At 38.3% G+C, this 24,316-nt stretch carries 24 protein-coding genes; 12 read left to right on the top strand and 12 right to left on the bottom strand.

Features of this window, described 5'->3' with window-relative positions; translation table 11 throughout:
• Positions 1–381 precede the first annotated feature (381 nt).
• The 9 genes from ACN1CD_RS22070 to ACN1CD_RS22030 form a co-directional block, all read right to left on the bottom strand.
• On the bottom strand, positions 382–831 hold the full coding sequence (locus ACN1CD_RS22070; protein ID WP_419132585.1) for an SRPBCC family protein: 450 nt from the start codon (positions 829–831) through the stop codon (positions 382–384).
• Between the two features lie 208 nt (positions 832–1,039).
• Positions 1,040–2,149, bottom strand: a complete 1,110-nt coding sequence (locus tag ACN1CD_RS22065; RefSeq protein WP_419132584.1) for an AI-2E family transporter — start codon at positions 2,147–2,149, stop codon at positions 1,040–1,042.
• Between the two features lie 59 nt (positions 2,150–2,208).
• Entirely contained in the window at positions 2,209–3,567 is a 1,359-nt protein-coding gene (locus ACN1CD_RS22060) for a paraquat-inducible protein A (RefSeq protein ID WP_419132583.1), read from the bottom strand.
• A gap of 40 nt (positions 3,568–3,607) precedes the next feature.
• On the bottom strand, positions 3,608–4,933 hold the full coding sequence (locus tag ACN1CD_RS22055) for a paraquat-inducible protein A (RefSeq protein WP_419132582.1): 1,326 nt from the start codon (positions 4,931–4,933) through the stop codon (positions 3,608–3,610).
• A 114-nt stretch (positions 4,934–5,047) separates the two neighbouring features.
• Positions 5,048–5,416: a response regulator transcription factor gene (locus ACN1CD_RS22050; protein WP_419132581.1), complete on the bottom strand. Its 369-nt coding sequence runs from the start codon at positions 5,414–5,416 to the stop codon at positions 5,048–5,050.
• A 251-nt stretch (positions 5,417–5,667) separates the two neighbouring features.
• Positions 5,668–6,096 (bottom strand): EamA family transporter, encoded by a 429-nt coding sequence (locus tag ACN1CD_RS22045; RefSeq protein WP_419132580.1) that lies wholly within the window; start codon positions 6,094–6,096, stop codon positions 5,668–5,670.
• A gap of 53 nt (positions 6,097–6,149) precedes the next feature.
• Complete coding sequence (locus ACN1CD_RS22040; RefSeq protein WP_419132579.1) at positions 6,150–6,413, bottom strand: DUF3072 domain-containing protein; 264 nt, start codon at positions 6,411–6,413, stop codon at positions 6,150–6,152.
• 930 nt (positions 6,414–7,343) lie between these two features.
• A complete protein-coding gene (locus tag ACN1CD_RS22035) occupies positions 7,344–8,465 on the bottom strand; it encodes an outer membrane beta-barrel protein (protein WP_419132578.1) in 1,122 nt (373 codons plus the stop codon).
• A complete protein-coding gene (locus ACN1CD_RS22030; protein ID WP_419132576.1) occupies positions 8,431–9,054 on the bottom strand; it encodes an RNA polymerase sigma factor in 624 nt (207 codons plus the stop codon). The genes ACN1CD_RS22035 and ACN1CD_RS22030 overlap by 35 nt, the downstream gene beginning before the upstream one ends.
• A 186-nt stretch (positions 9,055–9,240) precedes the next feature.
• On the opposite strand from ACN1CD_RS22030, the gene ACN1CD_RS22025 reads away from it, so the two are divergent.
• From ACN1CD_RS22025 to ACN1CD_RS22005, 5 genes are all read left to right on the top strand, one after another.
• A complete protein-coding gene (locus ACN1CD_RS22025; RefSeq protein ID WP_419132575.1) occupies positions 9,241–10,092 on the top strand; it encodes a hypothetical protein in 852 nt (283 codons plus the stop codon).
• 2 nt (positions 10,093–10,094) lie between these two features.
• Complete coding sequence (locus ACN1CD_RS22020; RefSeq protein WP_419132574.1) at positions 10,095–10,466, top strand: c-type cytochrome; 372 nt, start codon at positions 10,095–10,097, stop codon at positions 10,464–10,466.
• A gap of 2 nt (positions 10,467–10,468) precedes the next feature.
• Positions 10,469–11,011, top strand: a complete 543-nt coding sequence (locus ACN1CD_RS22015) for a YceI family protein (RefSeq protein ID WP_419132573.1) — start codon at positions 10,469–10,471, stop codon at positions 11,009–11,011.
• On the top strand, positions 11,011–11,991 hold the full coding sequence (locus ACN1CD_RS22010; RefSeq protein ID WP_419132572.1) for a DUF5777 family beta-barrel protein: 981 nt from the start codon (positions 11,011–11,013) through the stop codon (positions 11,989–11,991). The genes ACN1CD_RS22015 and ACN1CD_RS22010 overlap by 1 nt, the downstream gene beginning before the upstream one ends.
• Positions 11,992–12,469: 478 nt before the next feature.
• Positions 12,470–12,826, top strand: a complete 357-nt coding sequence (locus ACN1CD_RS22005; protein WP_419132571.1) for a hypothetical protein — start codon at positions 12,470–12,472, stop codon at positions 12,824–12,826.
• Between the two features lie 118 nt (positions 12,827–12,944).
• Here ACN1CD_RS22005 and ACN1CD_RS22000 read toward each other — a convergent pair whose 3' ends face one another.
• Positions 12,945–14,735 (bottom strand): cytochrome-c peroxidase, encoded by a 1,791-nt coding sequence (locus tag ACN1CD_RS22000; protein ID WP_419132570.1) that lies wholly within the window; start codon positions 14,733–14,735, stop codon positions 12,945–12,947.
• Positions 14,736–14,807: 72 nt separating this feature from the next.
• Positions 14,808–16,277 carry a hypothetical protein gene (locus ACN1CD_RS21995; protein WP_419132569.1) on the bottom strand — a complete coding sequence of 490 codons (1,470 nt, stop codon included), beginning with the start codon at positions 16,275–16,277 and terminating at the stop codon, positions 14,808–14,810.
• A 435-nt stretch (positions 16,278–16,712) separates the two neighbouring features.
• Between ACN1CD_RS21995 and folE the strand changes: the two genes are divergently transcribed.
• The 6 genes from folE to ACN1CD_RS21965 all read left to right on the top strand — a co-directional run bounded on the left by folE (position 16,713) and on the right by ACN1CD_RS21965 (position 21,576).
• Positions 16,713–17,360, top strand: coding sequence for a GTP cyclohydrolase I FolE (gene folE / locus ACN1CD_RS21990; RefSeq protein ID WP_419132568.1), 648 nt, complete (start codon positions 16,713–16,715; stop codon positions 17,358–17,360).
• Positions 17,357–18,076 carry an SDR family NAD(P)-dependent oxidoreductase gene (locus tag ACN1CD_RS21985; protein WP_419132567.1) on the top strand — a complete coding sequence of 240 codons (720 nt, stop codon included), beginning with the start codon at positions 17,357–17,359 and terminating at the stop codon, positions 18,074–18,076. Before folE ends, ACN1CD_RS21985 begins: the two co-directional genes overlap by 4 nt.
• 32 nt (positions 18,077–18,108) lie before the next feature.
• Positions 18,109–18,708, top strand: a complete 600-nt coding sequence (locus tag ACN1CD_RS21980; RefSeq protein ID WP_419132566.1) for a flavin reductase family protein — start codon at positions 18,109–18,111, stop codon at positions 18,706–18,708.
• A 15-nt stretch (positions 18,709–18,723) separates the two neighbouring features.
• Positions 18,724–19,998 (top strand): NAD(P)/FAD-dependent oxidoreductase, encoded by a 1,275-nt coding sequence (locus ACN1CD_RS21975; protein ID WP_419132565.1) that lies wholly within the window; start codon positions 18,724–18,726, stop codon positions 19,996–19,998.
• Positions 19,988–20,596, top strand: coding sequence for a MarR family winged helix-turn-helix transcriptional regulator (locus ACN1CD_RS21970; protein ID WP_419132564.1), 609 nt, complete (start codon positions 19,988–19,990; stop codon positions 20,594–20,596). Before ACN1CD_RS21975 ends, ACN1CD_RS21970 begins: the two co-directional genes overlap by 11 nt.
• 143 nt (positions 20,597–20,739) lie before the next feature.
• Positions 20,740–21,576 carry a phytoene/squalene synthase family protein gene (locus ACN1CD_RS21965; RefSeq protein ID WP_419132563.1) on the top strand — a complete coding sequence of 279 codons (837 nt, stop codon included), beginning with the start codon at positions 20,740–20,742 and terminating at the stop codon, positions 21,574–21,576.
• A 123-nt stretch (positions 21,577–21,699) separates the two neighbouring features.
• Here the strand turns inward: ACN1CD_RS21965 and ACN1CD_RS21960 are convergent, their stop codons facing one another.
• The gene (locus ACN1CD_RS21960; protein WP_419132562.1) at positions 21,700–22,587 is read right to left on the bottom strand and encodes a phosphatase PAP2 family protein; all 888 of its coding nucleotides are present in this window, start codon (positions 22,585–22,587) and stop codon (positions 21,700–21,702) included.
• A gap of 838 nt (positions 22,588–23,425) precedes the next feature.
• On the opposite strand from ACN1CD_RS21960, the gene ACN1CD_RS21955 reads away from it, so the two are divergent.
• Positions 23,426–23,596 (top strand): hypothetical protein, encoded by a 171-nt coding sequence (locus tag ACN1CD_RS21955; protein ID WP_419132561.1) that lies wholly within the window; start codon positions 23,426–23,428, stop codon positions 23,594–23,596.
• Positions 23,597–24,316: the final 720 nt, after the last annotated feature.

Raw genomic sequence — 24,316 nt, 5'->3', positions numbered from 1 at the left:
AATAAAGCTTTGACGAATTTATCCGACATCAGATCCAAGCCTTGATTTTTTTGTTACTTTTTTGATCAAGCAAAAAAGTAAGAGCCCTTCGGCGGCTAGCCGAGGCAAGCCAGCGCAGCGGAAAAAAAAGCCCCTATCCGCCTAGCGGCACCTTTCCCCAGATGGGAAAGGGCGTGTAATAAGCATTTTTCGCAGCTAACGATTGAAAAAAATCAATAATATTAAAACATAGGCCCTGAATCAAGTTCAGGATGACGACCGCTTTAACCCACCGTTCATGCTAATAGTAAAAAAAGCTATCATAAAAAATCTGAAATTGTACCCTGCTATTTCCACCCTGCTACCCCGGCATAGGAAATGATGGAAGAACTAATACCTATATTATTGTTGCAACAAATAATTTTCTAATGATTTTAATGCATCTTCCCATCCCTCTTTATGTGGATGCACACCTTCTTGTTCACTTTCACTCTCCTGATGAATGGTCAGTTCTGCTTCACCATTTATTTCGTTAAATTCAACCGTGAGCAGATAATTTCCATTTTCTAAAGCGGTTTCATCGAGAATCCAGTTCCAGGAGTAAACCAATTTCTCTTCTGGCTGCACCTCCTGATATTCTCCCTCAATCACCAATTTGGTGTCATCCTTTCCGTTAGGCTTAAAAATGTAGGTTACTTTTCCACCTTCTTCAAGATTGTTTTCTACGCTTGATAACTTTTTACCTGCAGGCTGCCACCACGCCTTTAAAGCAGACTCATCCGTCCAGGCTTTAAATAAATCTGCCTTACTTACGGCAAAGCGTTGTATAATAATAACTGGATCATTCAACATATTTTACCCCTCTAAGATCAAACAACACCACATTTTTCCCAAATGTTCATTCTTATTCCTTCAGGGGTTACGAATATATTAATCGATCTCAATTGGTGTTCAAAGGTCTTTTAAAACAAAAGAGTGGAACCAACTATTGATCCCAATCTTCTGCTTAAGCAAATGATGTAAAAAAGGTATGATGATTTTAATTAATCTATTATCTCCGCTAGGTTTCGCTTCGGCTAACTTTTATGCGTTTGGCCAGTTGATTCTGCTTCTTCTCTTCATCGCCAAGAATAATACCCCAGGGTTTTAGGCTCTCTACCCTATCGAAAATAATTTTCAATACTGCAATTACAGGAATGGAAAGAAACATTCCGGATATTCCCCAAAGCATTTCACCAACAATTACACCCAATACCGTAATTAGTGCATTGATTCTAACTTTTGAGCCCACTACAATTGGAAGCAAAACGTTACTATCAATTAAGTGGATAACAACTAATGTTACCACGACTAAAATTACCTTCGTAATCGCCGTTGCTGTAGCGAACGTAATTAGCGTGCTCAATAAAAGCGCTACAAAAATCCCGATATAAGGGATGATATTTAGTATCCCAGTAATTAATCCAAGTAAAAAAGCATACTTAATGCCAAGTGCCCAAAATACAATACTTACTGCAGCTGCAACAATTGCCATTTCTATGAGTAAGCCAATAATGTATTTCCTGATGATGTATTGTACCTGCTCGATAATATCATAAACCAGTTTATTGTTTTCTTCCAGAAATACAGACACCAGGAATTTCATAATTAAACTACGGTATAGGAGGAAAAAAAATGTGTAAATAAATGTGAAGACCAGAAATAATAAGATTGATGATAACGATAATACCGTTGCACTCACTACCGTTGTGCTCGATGCTAATGCCTTTGTAGTGGCCGTATGCACATAATTTAATTGCTTTGCCGCATCAATATTAAAGCGGGTATCTATCCACTTTTGCAGATTTGAAATGGTTACCCCTAACTGTTCTTTAAACTGCGGCCAGTCTCCAGCCAGATTACTTAACTGAGAACCGATGATATAAAGCACCAGACAAACGGTTCCAAGCATCAAAATTACAGAAAGCATAGAGGCAGCACTTCTCGGTAGCTTAAATTTTTTCTCAAAAAAAGATGCCATTGGCAGCAATAGGATCGAAAAGAGACTAGAGAAAATCAGTGGTGAAAGGATTTCTTTTGCAATGATAACCAGGTAACCGAAAGCAATCAGGCTGACCAATACGCACATTGTTTTCACATAAAAAGGGCGTTGTGAGAATTGAATATCCATAACTATAGTTTATATTTTGGGAAGGTTTATTTGATATCGATTTTCTAAAATTATCATATTTAAGTAGGCACATTCTCTTCATCCAAAACCTGCGGTTCTTTTTCATGAGGTTTTGCAATCCGTTTTAATATATACGATAAAACCATAGCGAAGATAACGTAAGCCACAAAAATTAAATATCCCGGTTGCAGGCTACTGTTATTTTCAGTTACTGTTTTTAACGGACCAGTGTCCATATTCAGGTTGGAAAGCTGACTTTTCAAAATACCGTTTAATCCGATGTAAGTCATGGCAACACCCACTACCATCACATCAGCCATATCCCATTTACCAGATTCGAAGGCCAGATAGCGCACCACTTTACTTTCTGCCAGGCGATCATTTCCCCAAACATGCAGGCCTTTACCTAACAGTCTTAGCGCAGGCAAAATAATTACGAAAATCATCATTAGCGCACCTACCATAATCGAATCGGGTTTAGGCTGTTTAATTAACGTTTCGATAATCCCCATGATGCTTTTACTCTGAAAAAATAACACCTGATTGCTAAAAGCAATATTCTCATCCAACAGCTTAAAGTTCAGGGTCTGGATCCGGGCATCTACTTCAATAATGGTAGTGGTGATACTCGAAGCCAAAAGAACAAAAGCGAAAAGGAGTGACATGATAAAAAGAGTGGTTTGCAATTGTGTTTTTCTTCTTAAGATCAACCAGAGAACAAGTGCCAGAAGCACACACCCCAACATGGCATAAGCATAATTATAAGTCAGCTTTTCGATTGCACTTACCTTGTTTTTAATCGTCTTATCGAAATCAGCGTTATTAGAAACATTATACCTGGCAAACATTTGCTGGGTCATCGCATTTTTCGCTATTTCTGTTTTATCATAGGTTTGATCTTCCAATTGGTCCATTTTACTGGTTGCAATTTCTTTCAGCCTTTTTCTACTCGCCGGACTATTGATTTTTGTAATAATCGTTTTGGAAAATGTAGGTACCATGGCGTGAAGTTCATCTTCATCCACAAAACTATTGAAAGCCAACTTTTTAAGTTTAGCCCCTAAACCTTTCTGCGGCTTGTTAATTTGCGCTACAGTTTTATTGATTAAACCATTTAACTGGCTTTCTACTTGCTCTTGCAACGCTGCTTTGTGCTTCGCAGTCATACTGAAGCCGTTTACCTGGCGACCTACCACCGCCGAAATCTTTTCCCTCCACTGGTCGACAGAAAAAATGCCAAAGGTAATGCTGTTTACTACACTATAATCTTCTTTAATCTGCTCCTGCTCGGCCGAAATGGTATGCAGACGATAACCAAAATAGCTTTCTCCGCAAAGCAGAATACCTAAACCCACGATAAGCAGAATATTGGCCACCGTGGTTTTTCTTTTAGCTGGTTGTTGAATATGATTTGTCAATGCTGATCTTTTATATGATGGATAAATACCGTAAAATTATTTAGTGTGAATCATGTGGAGTAATGAACTTCAGGATGGTAGACAATGTAAGCCCGTATAGTACAAAACTGATAAAGATGATGTAACCAGGTTGGAGTGCTGTATTATTTGTAGTAATAATGGTGAGGAAATCGCTGTTAATATGCAAGCTTTCTAATTGCGATTCCAGTAAACCATTCAAGCCTATATAAGTCATCAGGATCGCAATTACAATCACGTCGGCCATGCTCCATTTACCCGACTGGAAAGCAAAGTATTTGATAAACTTATTCTCAGCAAGTCGTCTGTTACCCAGCAGATGAATTCCTGTAGAACTCAGTTTCATAATTGGAAACAACACGCTAAAAACCAATATTAAAACACCAACCAAAATCGAATCAATAGCCGATTGGCTAATCAACACCCGCACCACATCCATAATACTTTTACTCTGAAAAAAAAGCACCTGATCTTTAAATACCACATGTTCTCCCAGAAGCGTAAAATCAAGCGATTTAATCCTGGCATCTACCTCAATCATCGAAGCTGTTAAGCCAACAGCCAGTAAAATGAATGCAAAAAGCAACGACATAATGAAAAGCGTGGTATGCAATTCAACACGTTTTCTAAAAGCCCACCAGAGCGACAATACCACCACAATGCAACCGAGCATCCCGAAAGAATAAGTGTAGGTAGATTTTTTGATATTGGCCAATGAGGTGCTGAACTTGTTGTTCAGTTCTTCTGTTGAGAAAACCTGGTACTTTTTATACATACTTTTGGTCGTTGTCTCAATTTCCGTTAACGTACTGTCCATACTGCCTGTTTGCTCCATTTCCACAAACTTTCCCATCGCCATTTTACTCAACTTTTTCTTATTGGCCCGGTTATCAACCTGAGCAATAATGGTTTTGGCAAATGCAGGTGCCTGCGCTTTAATTTTGTCTATATCTACAAAGTTGTTGATTACAAATTTCTTGATCTTTCCATCTACAGTCTTTTTTGGTTTATTCACGATAGCCTGAGCCTTATCAATTAAAGCAACGATTACTTCTTCTACTTCCGTTTGAAGTGCTTTCTTTTGTTTGGGCGTCATGGTGAAATTCCGTACCTGATGGTTAACAATTGCAGCAACTTTATCGTGCCATTGCGCAACGGAGAACAAACCATAAGTAATGTTATTAATCTCAGAATAATCCTTTTTTAAGTCTTCCTGCTGACTAGAAAGCACATGCAATCTGTAGGCAAAAAAGCCTTCTACACAGAGTAGAACAGCAAGAAAAAGGATCAGCAGAATTCTAGGCACAAATGATTTTGTCCCGCTAGCAGCTTTTTGTGGTGTTATCAAGTTTCTAATTTTAGGAGTATATGCTTTACAGAAAGTTAATCGGCAAATAAAACTGGTGATTAATCAAAAATATATTGGTATGATAGTTTGGTTAGTGGTTAAATTTTAAGTTCATCAATGTCGCAATTGCAATGCAACACGATCAACAAAATCTCCGATATCGAATGGTTTACGGATAAAATCCTGCGCATTACAAGTCGTCTTCACATCATTTTCAGTATAATTGGCACTCATCATGATCACAGGTATTGATGAAAGGCGGACATTTGATTTGATTTCGTTACAAACATCGAGTCCATTGCCATCAGGAAGCATGATATCCAGTATAAAAACATCTGGCATTACGGCAGTTGCTCCAAGGGTAAAATCTTTAACCGATGGATAGGCAAATACTTCATAATGTTCTGATTCCAGCAGAAAGCCGATGATCTCTCTGATATCATCATCATCTTCCAAAACACAAACTTTTTTTCGCACTTCCATTTAAATATTCGCTCAATTCGATAGTTAACAGACAATTGCCAAGATGGTTTTACTGAAATGAAATTATAGTTTAAAGGAGTACGATTTGGATCGAATTTGTCACGTTGAGCTTGTCGAAATACTGTAGAAGACAGTATTTACAAGCTTCGAAAAGCTCAGGATGACATTTTGAATTACAATAACCTTTCGTTTCAAGAGTGGCGAAATATATTAATGCTTATCGGTATTGATAGATATTCCTTCTGCTCAAGTTATTCACCTGAATCTGATAAAGCAATTAACAACGCGCCACTAATAATTGCAATACCTCCTACCACAATTTGCCAGGTAATTTTTTCCTTCAAAAAGATGATAGAAAGTATAATGGCAAACACGAGCGATGATCGTTCTATAGTGGCCACATAAGATGCGGGGCCCATAGACAGTGCTTTATAAGAAAATAAAGTAGAAAGCGAGGTAAAAATTCCAGCAGCTAGCAGAAACATCCATGCGTTTTTTTCGATTCCTTTCAGGTCGCCAAAATTACCCTGATAAAAAACTACTCCCCAGGTAATCAGTAATATTAATACGGCCTGAATGGCAAATGCCAAACTCGAATCGACATTCTTTAATCCCGCTTTAGTTAAAACAATCACCAATGCTGCTGAAATTGCAGCCAGTGCCGCCCATAAAATCCACATTTATTCTTAATAAATTATGTTAACGACTATACTTCATGTATGCCATCATTTATTTATTTTTCCAAGCCTCTGCCTGTTTTGTGCTGCAATTCATCGATACGTTTCGAAGCTGCAGATTTAGTTAAGGTATGATCAAATTCCTCACCAGCTTCGTCTGAAAGTGTTTTGAGATACGATTCCTGCGCACCAGTCATGGGTTCGTCTCCGGTAGTCCACTCATCAGGATCTTTAATTGCATTTGATCCGGTAGTATTTTGGTTAGTGCCATTTGTATTTTCCTGCTCGTTAGCTACCGGATTTTCGTCGTTGTTTATCATCGCTTTTTATATTTAAATATTTTATATAGCAACAAATGTTTCGGATCAAAGTTTGCCCTAAATGACTAATAACTCACACGTTTATGTTGTACACAGTAGTTGGGAAATTCGAGAAAAACAGCAGGTTTATGCCGATAAATAGTATGCGTTGTGATCGGGGAAAATAGCCTTTAAATGCTTATGTTTTTTGATATTTTACTTGATACCTGAGATCGACGTTTTTATTGCTTGTTACACTCTGTTCTGCGACACTACTCTGAAATAGGGGAACTACGATCGCCATTCCGCTCCTTTGGACTATCGTATTGACACCATTAATTTATAAAGATCTTTTTACCGCTCTTTGCCGCGGAGGCATGGTAATTTTTCACAGTTAATATTGTTTTTAGCGGTGTTCAAGAATGCTGCGCATTTTGGAGCGCCAAAGTACCCAAAGCGCTTTGTCAATCCAACCAGAGGCCTTTCACAAGATCCCACACACATCAAAAAACAGCAGCAATCGTTTTGTGTTCAATACTTTTTAAAATTGAATCCGCAATTATGAACACAAAACCACTGCGTCTGAGGTTTGTCAGTACTATTTGCACTATTGTACAACTGTTTTTTTGATTTCTCCGGCCCTTGGGATTGACGTGCTCTTCGGTAAAGCCTTTGTTTTATTAAAGTTAGCTAGCAAAATGCATAAAAAACTACTCACAGAAGATGTGTCCATAAGATAGTCTAAAATAAGGGAATTACGCTTGTTATTCAGCTTCTTAAATATGCGAATAAACTGCTTGAGTGATATTTTATGTATATTATTAATCGAATTGAGGTCGGTATTATTAATAAATATTAACAAAGCAAAGTCACTACAAAACAAGCCTGGCATTCTTAGCGATAGGCAAATAAGCATGATACTCGAAACAGTTTAATACCGAAAAGACTTTGTTAATTTAAATTTTTGATGTTTAAAAGAACCGATAAACCTGCAGAACTCAAATTACCTTCATACTTTCCTATGCCTGTTAGCGGTAACTTTAAGAAAGGCTGTAAGCCAACGCTCAAGCGGGAATTGACGTTCCGTTCTACACTCACCGAAAAATTAGCAATGCCCAAGAAATGTTTATTCCCGGTAACTTCTTCTCTGGTAACGGTTAGTGCCGGGCCAGTGGTTAACTTGTATTTTTCGTTCAGCATGAGGTAACTGGAAACTCCTGCACTCACATTAACAGCTATATTTCGCTTTTTAAAAACCCTATAATCAATATTTACAGGCAAATCCAATACTTTACAATTGGCTTCTACATTCCAATTTGTATCCTTATATCCAGCTACCAATCTTCCCCTACTGTTATAATCGTAAAGCTTTTTGGCATAAATTACGCCTGTAGATAAACTTATTTTTCTAGTTAACGCGTAATTAATCATCAAACCAACATTTGTACTTACTTTATTGTTAATGCTGGAGCTTGTAGATGATATATCAGGTGCAGCCATCAAGGTAAAAGAAAGCCTTTGCGGTTGAACCATTTTCAGAAGCGCTTCATCTGCTGGCTTAGATTTACTTACACTCACACCCTGAAGCGCTGTGCTTTTCATCTTCGATTCTATTAAAGCTATGAGATTGCCAGATTTCTCCCCAATAACAGTTTCTATATTAACCGGTTGCAAAATCTTAAGTCCAGTATCGCTATCAACGTTAATTACTTCTCTTCTGGTTACAAAAGGCACTTGATTTACATTTTCCTGCTGATCCGTTTTACGATCAACTGGTAATTCAACAGGTGTATTTTTGAGTTCAACAATCTTTTCCTGGCTCTTTTCTATTCTTTTAGCAGATTCAATTTTTTTTGGCGCATTAAAAAAAACAAAGAAAATTAAGATCGATGCCGCTGCAGCAGTTAGAATGCTCCACCAAATAGGAAACCTGGTTTTTTTCTCTTGTTGATCGAGTTTTTCGGACATAGCCATCCAATCTTCCTCACGAAAGGGAATATCAACCTCTTCCATCCCCTCTTTAAACAACTTATCAAGATTATGCTCGTCTTTCATTTTTCCTTTCTTGTTCATTGTCAGAGACAACCTTCAATTTAATGTTGTTGGTTTCCATATCCCTGATCATATCCTGCAGCCTTTGTCTTGCTTTAAAAAGATTTGATTTAGAACTACCAACCGAAATATTTAATGTCTTTGCTATTTCATCATGTGAATAACCATCAATGGCATACATGTTAAAAACGACTCTATAACTAGGCGAAAGGCTTTGCACCAGCAATAATAGTTCTTTGTAGGCCATTTGCCCATATACATCTGCTTCCGTTCCGTTTCGTTCGTACTCACTGATATCATCATAACCGGTAAAGCGAAGATTCGCGCGATAGTGGTCTATAGCAGTATTAACCATAATCTTCCCAATCCAAGCCTTGATTGGCTTAGCAGAATCATATGACGCTATATTATTGAAAATTTTCAAAAACCCTTTATTTAGCACATCGGCGGCCTCAAATTCACTTATCGAGTATCTTTTGCATATCCCTAAACAATAACTATAAAATTCTTTGTATAGGAGATGTTGACTGGCTCTATCCTTCCTGATACATCCACTAATAATTTCTTCTACCAACAAATTTGAGTTACTGTTTTGGCCTACTTTATACACGATATACGGGTAAAATCCTGAAAAGGTTGTCTAAGATAAATAAAATTTTTGTAACAATTTTAATCACCTGATCTACAATCAATTGCAATAAAACAAGAATTTCGATGATTTTCAAGGCAACCTTTTAATAATCACGGCCGTAATCCTAATAATTCAAAACAAAATTTTTAAAACACATTTAATTGTATGAAACTTAAAGTAAACACCTGGTTACTATTTTCGCTACTCTTCGTTACTATCTTCTCGTCTTGTTCTAAAAACGACGAAGAAACAACTGCTCCACCTACCGTGGCTGGCAAAAAAACATTAAAAACAGTTACTAATGCAACCTTCGGAACAGTAATTACCGATGGGGATGGCAGAACCTTGTATTTCTTTTCTATTGATGCTAATGGTAGTTCGGGTTGTACAGGAGGTTGTGAAACTGCATGGCCTGTGTTCTTTGCTGAAGATTTAACCAACATACCTGGATTAGCGGCAACAGATCTTGCTACCATTACCAGAGCAGATGGCAAAAGACAAACCACTTATAAAGGATGGCCTTTATATTACTTCGCTGGCGATACAGCGCCATTAGAGGTTAAAGGTGATGCTTCTGGTGGTACCTGGTTTGTGGCCAAACCAGATTATTCTATTATGCTTGCCAGTACGCAACTGGTTGGAAACGACGGAAAAAATTATCTTGAAAATACAAGCGAAGGTACGGGCATTACACAATACCTTACTGATGCTTCTGGCCGTACGCTTTACGGCTTTACTCCAGACAGATTTAATGTAAATACCTATACCCGGGCAGACCTGAGTAACAATGCGATTTGGCCAATTTACGAATCTGCTGTACTGAATGTTCCTTCTGTACTGGCAAGAAACATGTTTGCTCAAATTACCGTAGCCGGAAGAACTCAATTAACTTATAAAGGCCGCCCGTTATACTATTTCGGCCCTGATACTAAACGTGGTGAAACCAAAGGCGTAAGTGTTCCTGCCCCTGGTGTTTGGCCAATTTTAACCTTAAATACAACTGCTTTAAATCCATAACTATGAAAACCAATCAAAGATTCATCTACATCGCACTGGTATTATTCTACGTGCTATTGAGCATTAGCTGCTCTAAACGACAGGCAGACGAAATCGTGCCTCAAACTCCGGTAACTCCTGGCGTAGGAACATCAACAGTAACCTACACCAATTTTACGGAAGCGTTAATCCAGACAAAATGTGCCGGATGCCACACCGCAGGAAGATCGGCTGCTGCCATCTGGACTTTCAACGGAATAGCATCCATCACCAGTAACGAAGCCAGAATCAGACGGGTAGTACTGGAAACCAGATCAATGCCAATTGGAAATTCTTTAACCGCTGCAGAACTTACCTCTTTAAGGGAATGGTTTGACAATAATATGCCTAATTAATTATGAAAAATATACTTCTTCTAATCGTAATGGGTTTCTTTTTTTTCCCAGCCTCTTCGCAAATAATAACGACAAACAAAGCTCAGGTATCTTTTTTTTCGAAAACTCCCCTTGAGGATATTGAAGCAAAAAGTGTGGTCGGAAATTCAGTAATCGACGTTAAATCTGGTAAGATCATTTTCAGGGTAAGTAACCGTTCTTTCCAGTTTCCAAAAAAACTGATGCAGGAACATTTCAATGAAAATTACATGGAGTCAGAAAAATATCCGGTTTCTGAATTTAAAGGAACACTTTCCGCACCCATCAACTTAGAAAAAGATGGCTTAACTAAAATGGATGTTGATGGAACACTTAATGTGCATGGGGTAACTAAACCATGTAAAGCAAAGGTAGATATTCTCGTTTCGAAGGGAACAGTATCTGCAACATCCACATTTAAAATCATCATCGCGGATCACAAAATAGAGATCCCAACACTTGTTTTCAAAAATATTGCAGAAAACATAGATGTACGTATCCAGGCAACCTATATAAAGAAAAACTAATGAAAAAATACACAAGCAAACTAACATTATGTTTATCGCTACTAGCCATTACGATATCATTTAAGGGATATGGGCAGGATGAACTCGAAAAAGCAATGGCCGCGCCAGGTGGTAAAAGCGAAAAAGTGATTGCAACATTTAAAGCAACAAAACTGATTAATGGCCACACCAACGAAACGCTTTATAAACATGAACTTGATTTCAAAGTGGATCACCGTTTTGGAGATATTGCGGGCAGTAACGGTGGATTGAAACAGTTCTTTGGATTGGATAATTCTACCGATGTGAGAATTGGGTTTGAATATGGTGTGAGCGACCGACTTACCATTGGCCTGGCCCGTTCTAAAGGTGCAACTTCTGTACAGCAACTTTATGAGGGAAGTATCAAATATCGTTTATTAGAACAAACCGTTGATGATAAAGTGCCACTGGCGATCACGCTTTTTGGAAGCAATACAATCGCTGCAGTGAAAGCCAATACAGACGATCCAAGTTCTGCTACTTCTTACAGAAATTTTGGCGAACGCTTGAACTGGGTGTCGCAAATTATTTTAGCGAGAAAGTTTAATTCTAACCTGTCGTTTAGTTTAACACCGAGTTATGTACACCGAAACCTAACCGTTTTTAGAGATGCAAATGACATGTTTGCGCTTGGTGCTGGCGGAAGATTCAAATTTACCAAACGCATGGCGCTGGTAGTAGATTACTTTTTGCCTTTCAGAAACAAGGAAGACAAACAGTATGTTGAAGCACAAAGGGCAACAAAATTCTATAATCCGCTAGGTGTAGGTTTAGAAATGGAAACTGGTGGTCATGTGTTCCACATTAATTTTACCAATGCTACCGCCATTCAGGAAATGCAATTCATTCCTGAAACCACAAGCTCGTGGTTAAAAGGCCAATACCGTTGGGGATTCAGCATTTCCAGAAGGTTCTCTTTCGATCGTAACAAAAAATCAAAAGAAGCTAAACCAGAATAATCGAACTGGTATCAATTTTATTGATTATGCTTCGAATGCCAAATTTTAAATACATTGTTCTTTGTAGCCCAATCCTTTACAGATTGGGCTACTTTATTCAAAAAAAATCATTTTCCAATTTACGCCATAAATAAGCGATTAGTTTTATGCTTATCAGGATCAAATCGGCCTGTTTATAAAAATTTCTAAAACAAATTATAACCAAGCTGGTTACTACAATACATCTACCTAAAAAACTGATCGGATACTTTAGTTAGTTGAACGATCAAAAAATAAGGCCGCCAGTTTTTCAGGTGGCCTTATTTTATTTTAACAACCCCATAGTTTATTGATTACTAATAAGAAAAATGATTCATCTTTTTGTAAAATAAGCGTTATGCAAACACTTATTTAAACATTTAGTGAATCTTTTCATTTTTAGAGAAAACAATTTCATTAAATTGTCGTTCTGGTGTGAGAATTTATTAACTTACTAAAAATGGAAATACATAGGGGGAAACTGCTTAAGTCTATCATTCATAAGAGCAACATATCAATTTTTGAATTATCAAAAACGCTGGAATATTCGATTGATGCAATTCATCACCATATAGAAATGGAAACCCTAGATTTTAAATTATTATCTGCTTACGGTGACGTTTTAAATTACGACTTTTCTGTAGATTTCCCTGAAATGGCGGCCAGTTTAGTACCTCAGGAACAAACTGAAATGGATGATTTTAACTATGACGAACTGATGAAAGATCGGGATCACTGGAAGTTAAAGTATATTCAACTGCTGGAAAAGCACAATGAACTACTTATCCGCAGATTAAATTTCCCTTCTTCAAATTAGTAGCGCAACCTGATTAAATAGCTGTACGCTCAATAAACGTTAGCTTATCATTTATTTTTACTGTTGTTCCATTTACACAGTTCTGGTTAACGTGGTGAATCCAATTGACCTTGATCGACTAACTTTCATCATCCAAGGTTGTGAGAAAGGCCACGATAGATTTTATTTCAGATTTATTCAGTTTCAATTGATCACCCGATAATGTTTGATTATCAAGGGAAATTCCAATACCAGCACCGCCGCCTCTGTTGTAGAAATCGACAACTTGTTCCAGCGTTTGATACACCCCATTATGCATATAAGGCGCTGTTTTGGAAATATTTCTTAGTGTTGGTGTTTTGAAAGCATATTTAAATTGCGGGTATTGATAAAGACCAAATCGGCCTAAATCAGAGTCAATTTTTGCATGAGCAGTATCTGCTTTGGCTGGCACACCCAGAACTTCAGCTTCACTCTTTATAAACATAGGTGATTGCGTGCCGTTAAATAAGGGTGCGAAATGACAGCTGCCACATTTGGCTTTCCCCATAAAAAGGTTGTATCCGGTTTTTTCTATTGTAGAAAGCTGGCTACGGTCTCCACGCATATACCGATCAAGTCTTGAAGAAAATGGAGATAAAGACCGGATGTAAGCAGCTAATGCATGTTGTATTTTCCATGGAGTAGCTTCTGAATCATCTTTATAGGCATTTTTCATTGCTTTCTGGTACTTCCCTGAGGTATTGATTCGCTGTGCGGCTTGTTCCAAAGAACCACCCATTTCCTCTTTTTGATGAATTACATCCAGGGCCTGATCTTCTAACGAACCAGCTTTAAGATCGTAGAAAAAGCCACGCTGTAAACCAGCATAGCTAAGCGTAGGCGTATTCCGGTCAAGGACTTTCCCCTTAGAAATTCCCAGTGGCCTTACCAGCCCATCGGTAAATGCCATAGATTGATGATGACAACTCTGGCAACTTCTGTCGAGGTTTTTAGAAAGCATTACTTCATCAAAAAGGGATTTGCCTAAACTTATTTTTTCATTGCTGATGAACATTGTACTATTGCCCACAAACTTATCTACATCGAATGCATTTGTCTCAAAAAGACTTACTGTACCCTCTCGAAGCGCAGCGCCACTTGCAGCGGTTGGTATGTTCAATCGCTTACGTAATTTGGCAATTTCGCTACCGAGCGGCTGTAAGTAATCTGTTGTAAAACCTATCCGGTCGAATTCATCAAATGAAGAAGTACGCTGAATAAAATGAATCGACTGATCAATTTTTTCCCCGCTGGCTTCCTCATCATAAACGGTAAGCACTTTTTTTATTCCACCTAGTGCTGCTACTGCTTCAGGCAATGAATTTAAAGCAACCGGCGCATCAAAACCTGTAATACCGAGACTCGTAATTCTTAAAATTTCAAGTCGTATGGCATCGAAAATCTGTGCATCCGTAATTTCATATTCATCATTAAAACGCGATACTCTTTCAAGATTCAGTTTCATCTTTTTGATTTCATTCAATAGTTCTGATCTGTTCTCCTGGTTAGGCACGTTGTAAACAAGTTCTTCCATGACCTGAAAGCCACTTGGGTTTTTAACAAGATTTTCTCCAAGTTCAATCTCATCAATAGGTGCACCATTTAATAATCCAGCTGTGGTTGGGAAAAAGTATTCTATGTAAAATTCGATCTCCTTATATTTCAATCTTGCCTGCAGGAAGGCCTTTTTTATTCCGTTTTCATCTTTATTTTTGGCAGCATTTAAAAGCTGATTATTAATGTTTTCCTGCAATGCTGAAAGGTCTTTCGAAAATTCAGTTTTTACCAGATCTGCATTTGATTTCCGATCCATTTTGCAGAAAATGGCTAATGAAGTACTGATGGAAATCATCAGAATAAGAAAGAAAATCTTTTTGTTGTATGGCATTGTAACTGATCAGAAATAAAAACATCCCTAACAGCAGAAGCCGTTAGGGATAAGAAAAAAGAGTATGTATGGTTACTTTGAAATTCCTTTAACAATTACCACCTGGCCACCTTCGCTGTTGTTTACTAAACGGGTAGATCCGCCATCAGCATTTTTATATTTATCACTGGTCCAGGTATGTGGGTGTAAGTTGATTACAAATGTATCGGCAATACCAGTTAAAGCAGAAACATCGTACATTGCACCATACTCCCAGCTACTCAATTGCGCATTATTTGATGGATTGTATTTGGCATTAAAGGTAGCATCAGTTCTTCTATGGTTCATTTGAAGCATTGGTTTCAATGACTTTGAAGACATAGCGAATTGCCAGATGGTTCCGTCATGATCATTATTTTTGTAGAATGAATCACCATCTTCCTGAATGTAAACATAGTTTTCGGTTACACACAAATTATCAGGATTAACAATACTTTTTCCTGGATTATCGTTACCATCTACAGCTACTTCAAGTTTCCCTTTAAGCGGATTGGTTTCATCCAACACTAATTTATAAACCCTGCCCCACATGGTTTTGCCACTTACTGGCGTTAATTTATCGCCCTGGCTCACACCTGTAGCCGTAAAATAAACTTCTCTACCGTTTGCGGCACTGCCTTTTCTATAATCTATATCTTCTACCCGAGCCAACATTAGTGCTTTTTTATCAACAGTTTGTTGTTGCAGTTGCGCACCAGTGCTGCTCTTAACGTTATCAAGCTCAACAAATTCCACATCATAACTCTGGCCCTTGTTCATATTGGTTTCGATCGGGTCATTGTTACTGCGTTTCATCACATATAATTTTCCGTTTTGAAGATCTCCTTGCGTGTTTGAAACGTACATGGCCAACTGTCCATCGCCCTCATCTTCGCCAATTAAGATCACTGTTTTCCCGCTGTATGAAGCCTTTGGAAGTGGAACAGCATTTTCTGCACTCCATCTTCCTAGCGCACTTAACGTTCTTTGCGTATTCTTTTTATCGGCTGTAGCCAATGGATCGATGGCGTGAATCATAGATTCTACTCCACTTTCTCCGGCAGTTAAAAATACCGGTTTAGAAAAGCCATGCTCCTCTGGTGTAGCCATTGTTGCCGAACATAAACGGGTCATTCCACCGTCTGAATCTACAATGTATTCGCCTCTTACCGGCTTAAAGTTTTTATCGAGGTAAACCCTTGAAACTGACTGAAGAATTTCATGGTTATTAATCATGATGAAACCATCACCGTTTGGATTTTTTAAAATTCCGGCACCATCTGGCTGTGCGCCGAAAACGAAGTTTGGTGATTCTGCCAGCACATCATCAGAACTGATAAGTGTAGTAATGGCTAAGGCCTCGAAGCCAGGCAAACTCTTAAGCAATGATGGATTTATGGAATAGTCTTTAAGTGCTATCGGCACCACAGGTATTTCTGTTTCGCCCTTGTCTTTTTTACAGGCACTAATCACCAGCGCTGTACTGACGAAGGCCACTACCGCTAAAGCGAGTGACTTCCTCATAAATAATTTTTGATACATAGTTTTGTTTTCCTTTTGCTATAAAACTAAAGAGTGTATGTTTCCAGGAATTTAACGCAATATTAATTATCACTGCCCTTGTTTATTTAGAATGGTTCAGCATAAATGGTTTATTGCTCTAATTTGATCCATATTTCGAAACTAACGCGTCAAGAACGTAGTACAAACAACTTCATGGCTTGCGTCCGGATGCTGAAGATTTCTACAGGTTTGCCTAAAATATTTAGACTAAAATAAGCTAAACATATTCAGTTAGTTAAATAGCGCTTACTAAATAAGCTATTTAATAGTTAGATTCCAGTTAAGCCATAATCACCAAAAGTCTATTTCAAACAAAAAGAGAAATAATTCAAACAAAAAGTATATTTATTTATTACTTATACATAATTTAGTAAACTAATATACTAAATAAAAAATATGTCTGAACCCAACATTATCGACTTTCTGAGGGATACAAAAAATTTCAGCACACCATTGAGACCGGATGCTTTTGCTATGGATGATCAAACCAAAATTGAGCTTATCAAAGAGCATTTCACTAGCATATTAACCATTCTTGGCCTTGATTTAAATGATGACAGCCTGAACGGCACACCCGGAAGAATTGCTAAAATGTATGTAAACGAAATTTTTAGCGGTTTAAACCCGGAAAATAAACCGATCCCTACCCTGTTCGATAATCCTTATCGATACAATGAAATGCTGGTCGAAAAAAATATTGCTGTCTTTAGTAACTGTGAACATCATTTTGTACCCATCACTGGTAAGGCACACGTAGCCTATATTAGTAATGGAAAGGTGATTGGCCTTTCAAAGCTTAATCGCATTGTGCAGTATTATTCGCAAAGGCCTCAGGTTCAGGAAAGATTAACCATCCAGATTGCAGAAGAAATTAAAGAAGTTATGGGAACCGAAGATGTTGCCGTGATGATTGATGCCAACCACCATTGTGTTTCTTCGAGAGGAATCAGAGACATTGGCAGCAGTACCATCACCACCTCTTTTAGCGGCAAATTCAGGCACACTGATACTAAAAATGAATTTTTAAAATATACAGGCTCATGAGATTCAATGATAAAAATATATTAGTTATTGGTGGGAGTTCGGGGATCGGGCTAGCACTGGTAAACTCACTAAATGATGATGGTGCAAATGTTTACGTGGCCTCCAGAACCAAGAATGAAAGCTGGCCTACCCAAGTAAACTATCAGGCCATAGATGTTCTGGAAAACCTGGAGCCCATCGCCTCTTTCATCCCTGGGCAATTGCATGGATTGGTATATAGCGTTGGGAATATCAATTTGAAACCATTTGCAAGGGTGAGTGAAAAAGACCTGATTGATGATTTCAGGTTAAATGTTGTTGGTGCCGCTTTATCCATTCAGCATTCTCTCAAATCGCTAAAAAATGCGGGCAATGCATCAGTAGTACTCATCAGTTCGGTTGCTGCAACAACGGGTATGGGTTTTCACTCCAGTATTTCGGCTTCAAAAGCTGCGCTTGAGGGATTGGCAATATCGCTTGCCGCCGAGTTAAGCAGCAGCCACATCCGCGTAAATGTTGTTGCGCCATCGTTAACCAACACGCCACTTGCTTCCAAATTACTTAATACGCCCGAAAAAATGGAAGCATCGGCAAAAAGACATCCCCTGGGGAAATATGGTGAACCTGCCGACATCAGTGCTGCGATTTCATTCCTTTTATCAGAAGAAAGCAGTTGGATTACTGGTCAGGTGATTTCGGTAGATGGTGGCATGGGTAAATTAAGGACAAACCTATAATAATGAATATCAGCCATTCAAACCTCCTTGAAATGGAGAAACCTTACCGCAACACGCTGATTAATTCATTGCCTGGATTAAAATGCCTGCAAATGGTTGGCACGATGGGTGAAAACGGGCATAGTAATCTCGGATTGTTTAATTCTATCTTTCATGTAGGATCTAAACCTGCGTTACTGGGAATGATCTTTCGCCCAAAATCTGCTGACCACGATACTTTGAGCAACATCGAAAGAACGGGATTTTACACCTTTAATAATATACTGGAAGATTTTGTAGCCCAGGCGCACCAAACGAGCGCAAGGTACCCAGGCGGGTTCTCCGAATTTGTAGAATGTGGTTTCACCGAAATTTTTCTCGGCGGTTTTGAAGCGCCATTTGTAGCAGAATCTACCATCAAAATGGCTTTAATGCTTCAGGAAGTTGTACCAATTAAGATCAATGGAACAACCCTCGTGATCGGTGAAATAACAAATATTCACCTGCAAGAAAATCTGGTGGCTGAAGATGGTTACGTTGATCATTTTAAAGCAGGCACATTAACGGTTGCCGGCCTAGATAGCTATTTTGCTCCCCGCCCTGTTGCCAGATTTAAATATGCGAAGGCCAATCAACCCGTTCAGGAATTATAAATGATGATGCAATTGATGGACAGCGAAAAATATGATGTAGTAATTGTAGGCGCCGGAATTGCCGGGTTGTCTGCGGCAAAGCTTTTAAAGGCGGAAGGAAAAAAAATCTTGATTATCGAGGCTTCCGATGGAGTTGGTGGCCGGGTAAGAAGCGATTCAAAAGATGGTTATATCCTGGATAGAGGTTTCCAAATACTGCTCACCGCCTATCCGGAAGCTAAAAAACTCTTGGATTATAACAGATTAGACCTGAGGAGTTTTCTACCAGGCGCAATGATCCTCGATGAAAGTGGAAGTCATAAAATTGGCGACCCTATCCGGGAACCGCTTTTGCTTTTTAAAACACTTTTCTCGCCCGTTGGAAATATTGGTGATAAGCTTCGCCTTTTGAAATTGAAGGTAAAACTAAGTTTGAGTTCGGTGGATGAAATTTTCCTCAGACCGGAAACCGATACTTTATCTTACTTACACCACCTCGGCTTCAGCAATAAATTTATAGAAAAATTCTTCAGGCCTTTTTTCACTGGAATTTTCCTGGAAGATCAACTGGAAACTTCCAGCAGGATGTTTGAATTTGTATTCAAAATGTTAAGCAAAGGAGATGCAGCCATTCCGGCAAAAGGAATGAGCAGCATTAGCGAACAACTTGCAGCACAACTGACAAATGAAGAATTGATCTTGAATGAAAAAGTAACAAGCATAAAAAACGGGATAGTGAAAACTGCTACGGGCAGGAGTTTTGAGGCAAATCATATTATTCTTGCTACTCTCCCTGCCAATATTGAGCTTCAAGAAAACACTTTGAGTAGTCCTTTACAGAAATCGGCTTTAACCTTGTATTTTTCTTCCGACTACAGACCTGAGGCTGAAAAAAGAATTATCCTGAACAGCCATCCAGATCAATTTATTAATAATATTGCCTTTATGGAGCAGGTTTCTCCGTTTTATGCTCCTGCAGGAAAATCTTTAATATCGGTATCCATCAAAACCAGCAAAGTTGCACAAGCAATTTCTATCGAAGAGGAAGTGAGAGCAGAACTTACACAGTGGTATAATGAGGTGCAGCATTGGACTTTCCTTGCCAGTTATTACATTCCTTTTGCACTGCCAGATAATAAAAGTGTTCGAAATGAAAACAACTCAAACTTCATTCGCCTTTCAGAAAACTGTTTTGCCTGCGGCGACCATTTGCTGAATGGTTCGATAAATGGCGCAATGAAAAGTGCCTTTATGGTGGTAGACGAAATTTTAAAGGATCAAACAACAAAAATGTACAAAGATGTTATATAACCTGATTAATGAATTAGTAAGCTTGGTGCAGCATTATGAAACCAGTGCTAAAAACCCTGCTGATGACCTAGCTTCTTTCTACAAATGGTTAGATAAAGCACCAGTAGCCAAATCCCCCTCAGCCGAACCAGATTGGAAGGGTAAAGAGAATGGCCGTTCGGCTGATAGTGTGATCAATACATCTTTAGTACACCTCTACCGATATGCCAAAATGCAGGCAAAAACGGCAATTGCAGATACTACTTTTTCCACTCCGGATGAGTTTATATACTTAATCAGCCTCGCAAATTCTGGCAGCATTAGCAAAACAGCATTAATTAAACAAAATGTGCATGAAAAGGCAGCAGGTACATTGATTATTAACAGGCTAATTCAAAAGGGTTTTGCAGAACAACAATCAATCGATAGCGACAAGCGCAGCAGGATAATCGTAATTACAGATCAAGGAAAAGCGGAATTAAACGCTATTCTGGATCGCATTAGAACTGCGTCTGCAAACGTAACCGAGCCACTCTCGAAAGCAGAAAAGATGACCTTAATTTCGCTGTTGCTTAAACTCGAAGATTTCCACTGGGCTAAGTCTGAGGGAAAATTTTAGAAGCAAAATTAAAGTTAGCTTCAACAAAATCCAAATAGGAATTGCAGTGAAGCAGGAAGAATATTTAAACAGGCAGGCCAGGCATTTGCCATTATAAATAAGGAGTGATTATTTTTTTTAACCGATCTCCTATAACATAAAAAATGAAGGTAATTTTTGATAACGTATCTGCAGAATGCAGTAAAATAGTGACTAAACGCTATAGCACCAGTTTTGCTTTAGGTATTAATTTCTTAGGGCAGGAACTCCGTGCATCAATTTATGCTATCTATGGCTTTGTGCGACTTGCCGATGAGATTGTGGACAGTTTCCATGATTACGATAAGGTTGCACTTTTAGCAAAGTTTCGAAGAGATTGCTTCGAGGCGATAGACGAAGGGATCAGCCTCAACCCTATTTTACACACTTTTCAGCAAGTCGTAAACCAATTTAAAATTGAACGGGAGCTGATTATACTTTTCCTGGAAAGTATGGAAATGGATTTGAAGCGGGAAACCTATACTCCCGAAAAATACGAAAGATATATACTGGGTTCTGCTCAGGTAGTTGGTTTGATGTGCCTGCATGTTTTTACCAATGGCGATAAAATGGCCTACGAAAAGTTAAAAGACTCGGCAATGATGTTGGGTTCTGCGTTTCAAAAGGTAAATTTTTTAAGGGATATAAATGCTGATTACTATGTTCTCAGCAGAACCTATTTTCCTGATGTGGATCTGTCAACATTTTCTGATGTGGAAAAAAAGCAGATTGAAACCGACATCCAAAAAGAGTTTGATGCCGCGCTTACTGGCATCCGTAATTTACCAGAAACTTCACGGAGAGGTGTTTACCTCGCATATATTTATTATCAAAAACTTTTCGATAAAATTAAAAATAAAAGTGCAAAACAAGTGATGGCAGAGCGAATCAGGATTTCTAACCTGCGGAAATTTGCCCTGATGTTTAACTCTACATTAAAATACAGCACAAATAGGATTTGAAGTGATTGTATCCTTATTATTAACCACAGATAAAAAGGATGGGCACAGATATAAAACCCGTGTTGATCTGTGGTTAAAAATCCCTTTAAATTAATCGCATTAGTGTCTAACTACTTATCCAAACTAAAAGGTGTTTGAATAGGAAATTCCTTGAACACCAGATCCATAAAACGGCATAATGGATACCTGACGTTGTCCTTTGGGATGGAAGATACTTTTGATATATGGATATATCAGGTAAGAAATTTTTGTTGAAGCCAAACCGAAACCAGCTCCGGCAACCACATCACTAAACCAGTGTTTATTATTATAAACGCGAAGCGCCCCGGTTGCGGTAGCCACGAAATAACCTGCATAGCCGATCCATGGATTGACATCTTTATATTCCTGATTTAAAAATTCTGCAGCCATAAAAGCCGAAGCAGTATGTCCGGATGGGAAAGAATTATAACCATTTCCATTTGGGCGCAATCGCCCAACACCCTGTTTTACAAAATGTGTAGACACTCCCATAATCGCGGCAGATGTAGCATAGAGCATCGTGGCATCAAAAAGATTGTGCTTTCCTTTTATCCCAGCAAGATTCAAGGCATAAACAGCTGCTGCCGGAGCCAGATGAAGATAATCATCAACACGTGCTGCAAATAGCGGATGATCTTCTTGTAACTCTGCTCGTGTGCTCAAATCCAATTGTTCCAGGGCGCCATGATCGTAAACCGCTGCAAAACCATAGCCAATCAAAACTGCCGGAATGATGAACGATTGAGGCTTAAATTTTACTTTAGGAATCTGTTCTCTTGTATACCAGTTCGAATTGTTGATTGGCGGCGTGCTACCCAAAGAATCTACCACCTGGCCAAAAGTAAACTGATACGAAAACAGCAAAAAAAGCAGTATAAATTGACCAGAAATAATCTTGCTCTTACTGCCAAACTTACTTAGCCGGTGTAATTGAAAACCAGCTTTCGCCTGACTGGTGGATGATATGACTGATTTACTACTGTTGCTCATAAATTCTTTCGAGAAAAATAGAGATTAATTCTGAAGCAATGCTGTAGTTGAGGTTGGAAGAATGAAATAAAGTAAAAAAAGCATTCTTTTCTCCTCATCATTTGTAAATAAAAATTAAGATCTGATAATAAATTAACAGGACTTCTACTGAAGCATTGATGATAAGTACCCGATTTTGATCTGAAAAGTACCTGACCTTCAAGAAGCAGATTCTCATATCAAAAATACCCTTAAATTAGCCACATTAAAAGAAACGCATCTTCAAGCCCTATACTACCCTATCGAGACATGCAGAACCATAATAAATCAGCGAGGACTGGAACTATTCTTTCATTCAATAAAAAAGCCGGCGTTGGCTTAATCCAGGATACTAATAACGAGCGGATCAAGTTTTTTGAATCAGATACCGAATCGTTGCCATCCCGTGGAGATTTGATATCGTTTGATATTAATTTCCGAAACGAATCTCTTGTTGCAACTGATATTGATATCTTTGTATATGAGGAATGAGGTAATGGAATTTGCTAATTTCTTCCCTTAAAAACGTAAGTTGATATCATTCATGGTTAAGCTTAATGCTGTTACTACCAATTGTTTCAGAGAAACAAAATAGTGAATTTAAACAATAACAGCACTGCATTATTTTCAGGTCAACTGTTTAAAATTACCGATAACGTTTTGGCAGATTAAACTGAAATCCAAACGATCTCAAAACCAAAAACCTGACTTTTTTAGTAGAAATGTCAGGAAAAAGAAATATTGATAATGATCTATATTTTTGGCAGCAAATTGGTTTGATTTTTGAAACTGCTTGTTTAGATACATTAAATCTATCAACATGAAAAAGTTTCTTCCATTTTTGTTTGCCACTGCCATTTCGATCATCGCTATTTCATCTTCTTTTACCCTGGCTGATCCCGAGCTTGGTATTTCAACTGCTTTTTTAAGTTGGATGGCTTGTATCTGGATTGTTTCTGGTGACAGAAGAAACAACGGATGCCTGTCTTAGAAAACTTCAGTATACAAACTAAACAGGCCTGATTTTACGGCATGCCGTAAATGCAATGAAGCTTATTTACAGCTCGCTAAGCTTACTTACAAATACTCCCTAATTAATCCCTAAATTATTGATTTTCCTTATTGCTTGTTTTCAATGTGAGCAGCATGAAAGCCATCGCTATATTTAATTATTAATCTGAGTTCGACATTTTTTTATGGTCTTTTATACTCTAGTCTGCGACCAAAAATCTGAAAGACTATCATGTTGACATAATTAACTAGAAATCTTTTTCCGCTCTTTGCCGCGGAGGCATGGTAATTTTTCACAGTTAATATTGTTTTTAGTGGTGTTCAAGAATGCTGCGCATTTTGGAGCGCCAAAGTACCCAAAGCGCTTTGTCAATCCAACTAGGGGCCTTTCACACCACCCCACATGCATCAAAAAAACAGCAGCACTTTGTTTTGTGTTCAAATTCTTTTTTAAAAATTCAATCTGCATTTATGAACACAAAACCACTGCGTTTGAGGTTTGTTAGTGCTGTATAATACTATTGTACACCTGTTTTTTTGATTCCTCCGGCCCTTGGGATTGACGGCGCTCTTCGGTAAAGCCTGTGTTTTATTAAAGTTAGTCAGCAAAATGCATAAAAAACCACACCCAGAAGATGTGTCCACACTATAGTAGTCTTTTGGCGGTTGCCTAAAAACAAAAAACAGGAACAGTTGCACA

Source organism: Pedobacter sp. N23S346, from assembly GCF_048515415.1.
In the GTDB taxonomy this organism is placed as follows: domain Bacteria; phylum Bacteroidota; class Bacteroidia; order Sphingobacteriales; family Sphingobacteriaceae; genus Pedobacter.
Note: the sequence above shows the minus strand (reverse complement) of the source record. Positions and strands in the feature narration are given on the sequence as shown.

Bases quoted from the DNA above. Each gene is read 5' to 3' on its own strand.
- ACN1CD_RS22070 (WP_419132585.1), bottom strand. From the start codon at position 831: ATGTTGAATGATCCAGTTATTATTATACAACGCTTTGCCGTAAGTAAG.
- ACN1CD_RS22065 (WP_419132584.1), bottom strand. From the start codon at position 2,149: ATGGATATTCAATTCTCACAACGCCCTTTTTATGTGAAAACAATGTGC.
- ACN1CD_RS22050 (WP_419132581.1), bottom strand. From the start codon at position 5,416: ATGGAAGTGCGAAAAAAAGTTTGTGTTTTGGAAGATGATGATGATATC.
- ACN1CD_RS22045 (WP_419132580.1), bottom strand. From the start codon at position 6,096: ATGTGGATTTTATGGGCGGCACTGGCTGCAATTTCAGCAGCATTGGTG.
- ACN1CD_RS22040 (WP_419132579.1), bottom strand. From the start codon at position 6,413: ATGATAAACAACGACGAAAATCCGGTAGCTAACGAGCAGGAAAATACA.
- ACN1CD_RS22035 (WP_419132578.1), bottom strand. From the start codon at position 8,465: ATGAACAAGAAAGGAAAAATGAAAGACGAGCATAATCTTGATAAGTTG.
- ACN1CD_RS22025 (WP_419132575.1), top strand. From the start codon at position 9,241: ATGAAACTTAAAGTAAACACCTGGTTACTATTTTCGCTACTCTTCGTT.
- ACN1CD_RS22020 (WP_419132574.1), top strand. From the start codon at position 10,095: ATGAAAACCAATCAAAGATTCATCTACATCGCACTGGTATTATTCTAC.
- ACN1CD_RS22015 (WP_419132573.1), top strand. From the start codon at position 10,469: ATGAAAAATATACTTCTTCTAATCGTAATGGGTTTCTTTTTTTTCCCA.
- ACN1CD_RS22010 (WP_419132572.1), top strand. From the start codon at position 11,011: ATGAAAAAATACACAAGCAAACTAACATTATGTTTATCGCTACTAGCC.
- ACN1CD_RS22005 (WP_419132571.1), top strand. From the start codon at position 12,470: ATGGAAATACATAGGGGGAAACTGCTTAAGTCTATCATTCATAAGAGC.
- ACN1CD_RS22000 (WP_419132570.1), bottom strand. From the start codon at position 14,735: ATGCCATACAACAAAAAGATTTTCTTTCTTATTCTGATGATTTCCATC.
- ACN1CD_RS21995 (WP_419132569.1), bottom strand. From the start codon at position 16,277: ATGAGGAAGTCACTCGCTTTAGCGGTAGTGGCCTTCGTCAGTACAGCG.
- folE (WP_419132568.1), top strand. From the start codon at position 16,713: ATGTCTGAACCCAACATTATCGACTTTCTGAGGGATACAAAAAATTTC.
- ACN1CD_RS21985 (WP_419132567.1), top strand. From the start codon at position 17,357: ATGAGATTCAATGATAAAAATATATTAGTTATTGGTGGGAGTTCGGGG.
- ACN1CD_RS21980 (WP_419132566.1), top strand. From the start codon at position 18,109: ATGGAGAAACCTTACCGCAACACGCTGATTAATTCATTGCCTGGATTA.
- ACN1CD_RS21975 (WP_419132565.1), top strand. From the start codon at position 18,724: ATGGACAGCGAAAAATATGATGTAGTAATTGTAGGCGCCGGAATTGCC.
- ACN1CD_RS21970 (WP_419132564.1), top strand. From the start codon at position 19,988: ATGTTATATAACCTGATTAATGAATTAGTAAGCTTGGTGCAGCATTAT.
- ACN1CD_RS21965 (WP_419132563.1), top strand. From the start codon at position 20,740: ATGAAGGTAATTTTTGATAACGTATCTGCAGAATGCAGTAAAATAGTG.
- ACN1CD_RS21960 (WP_419132562.1), bottom strand. From the start codon at position 22,587: ATGAGCAACAGTAGTAAATCAGTCATATCATCCACCAGTCAGGCGAAA.
- ACN1CD_RS21955 (WP_419132561.1), top strand. From the start codon at position 23,426: ATGAAAAAGTTTCTTCCATTTTTGTTTGCCACTGCCATTTCGATCATC.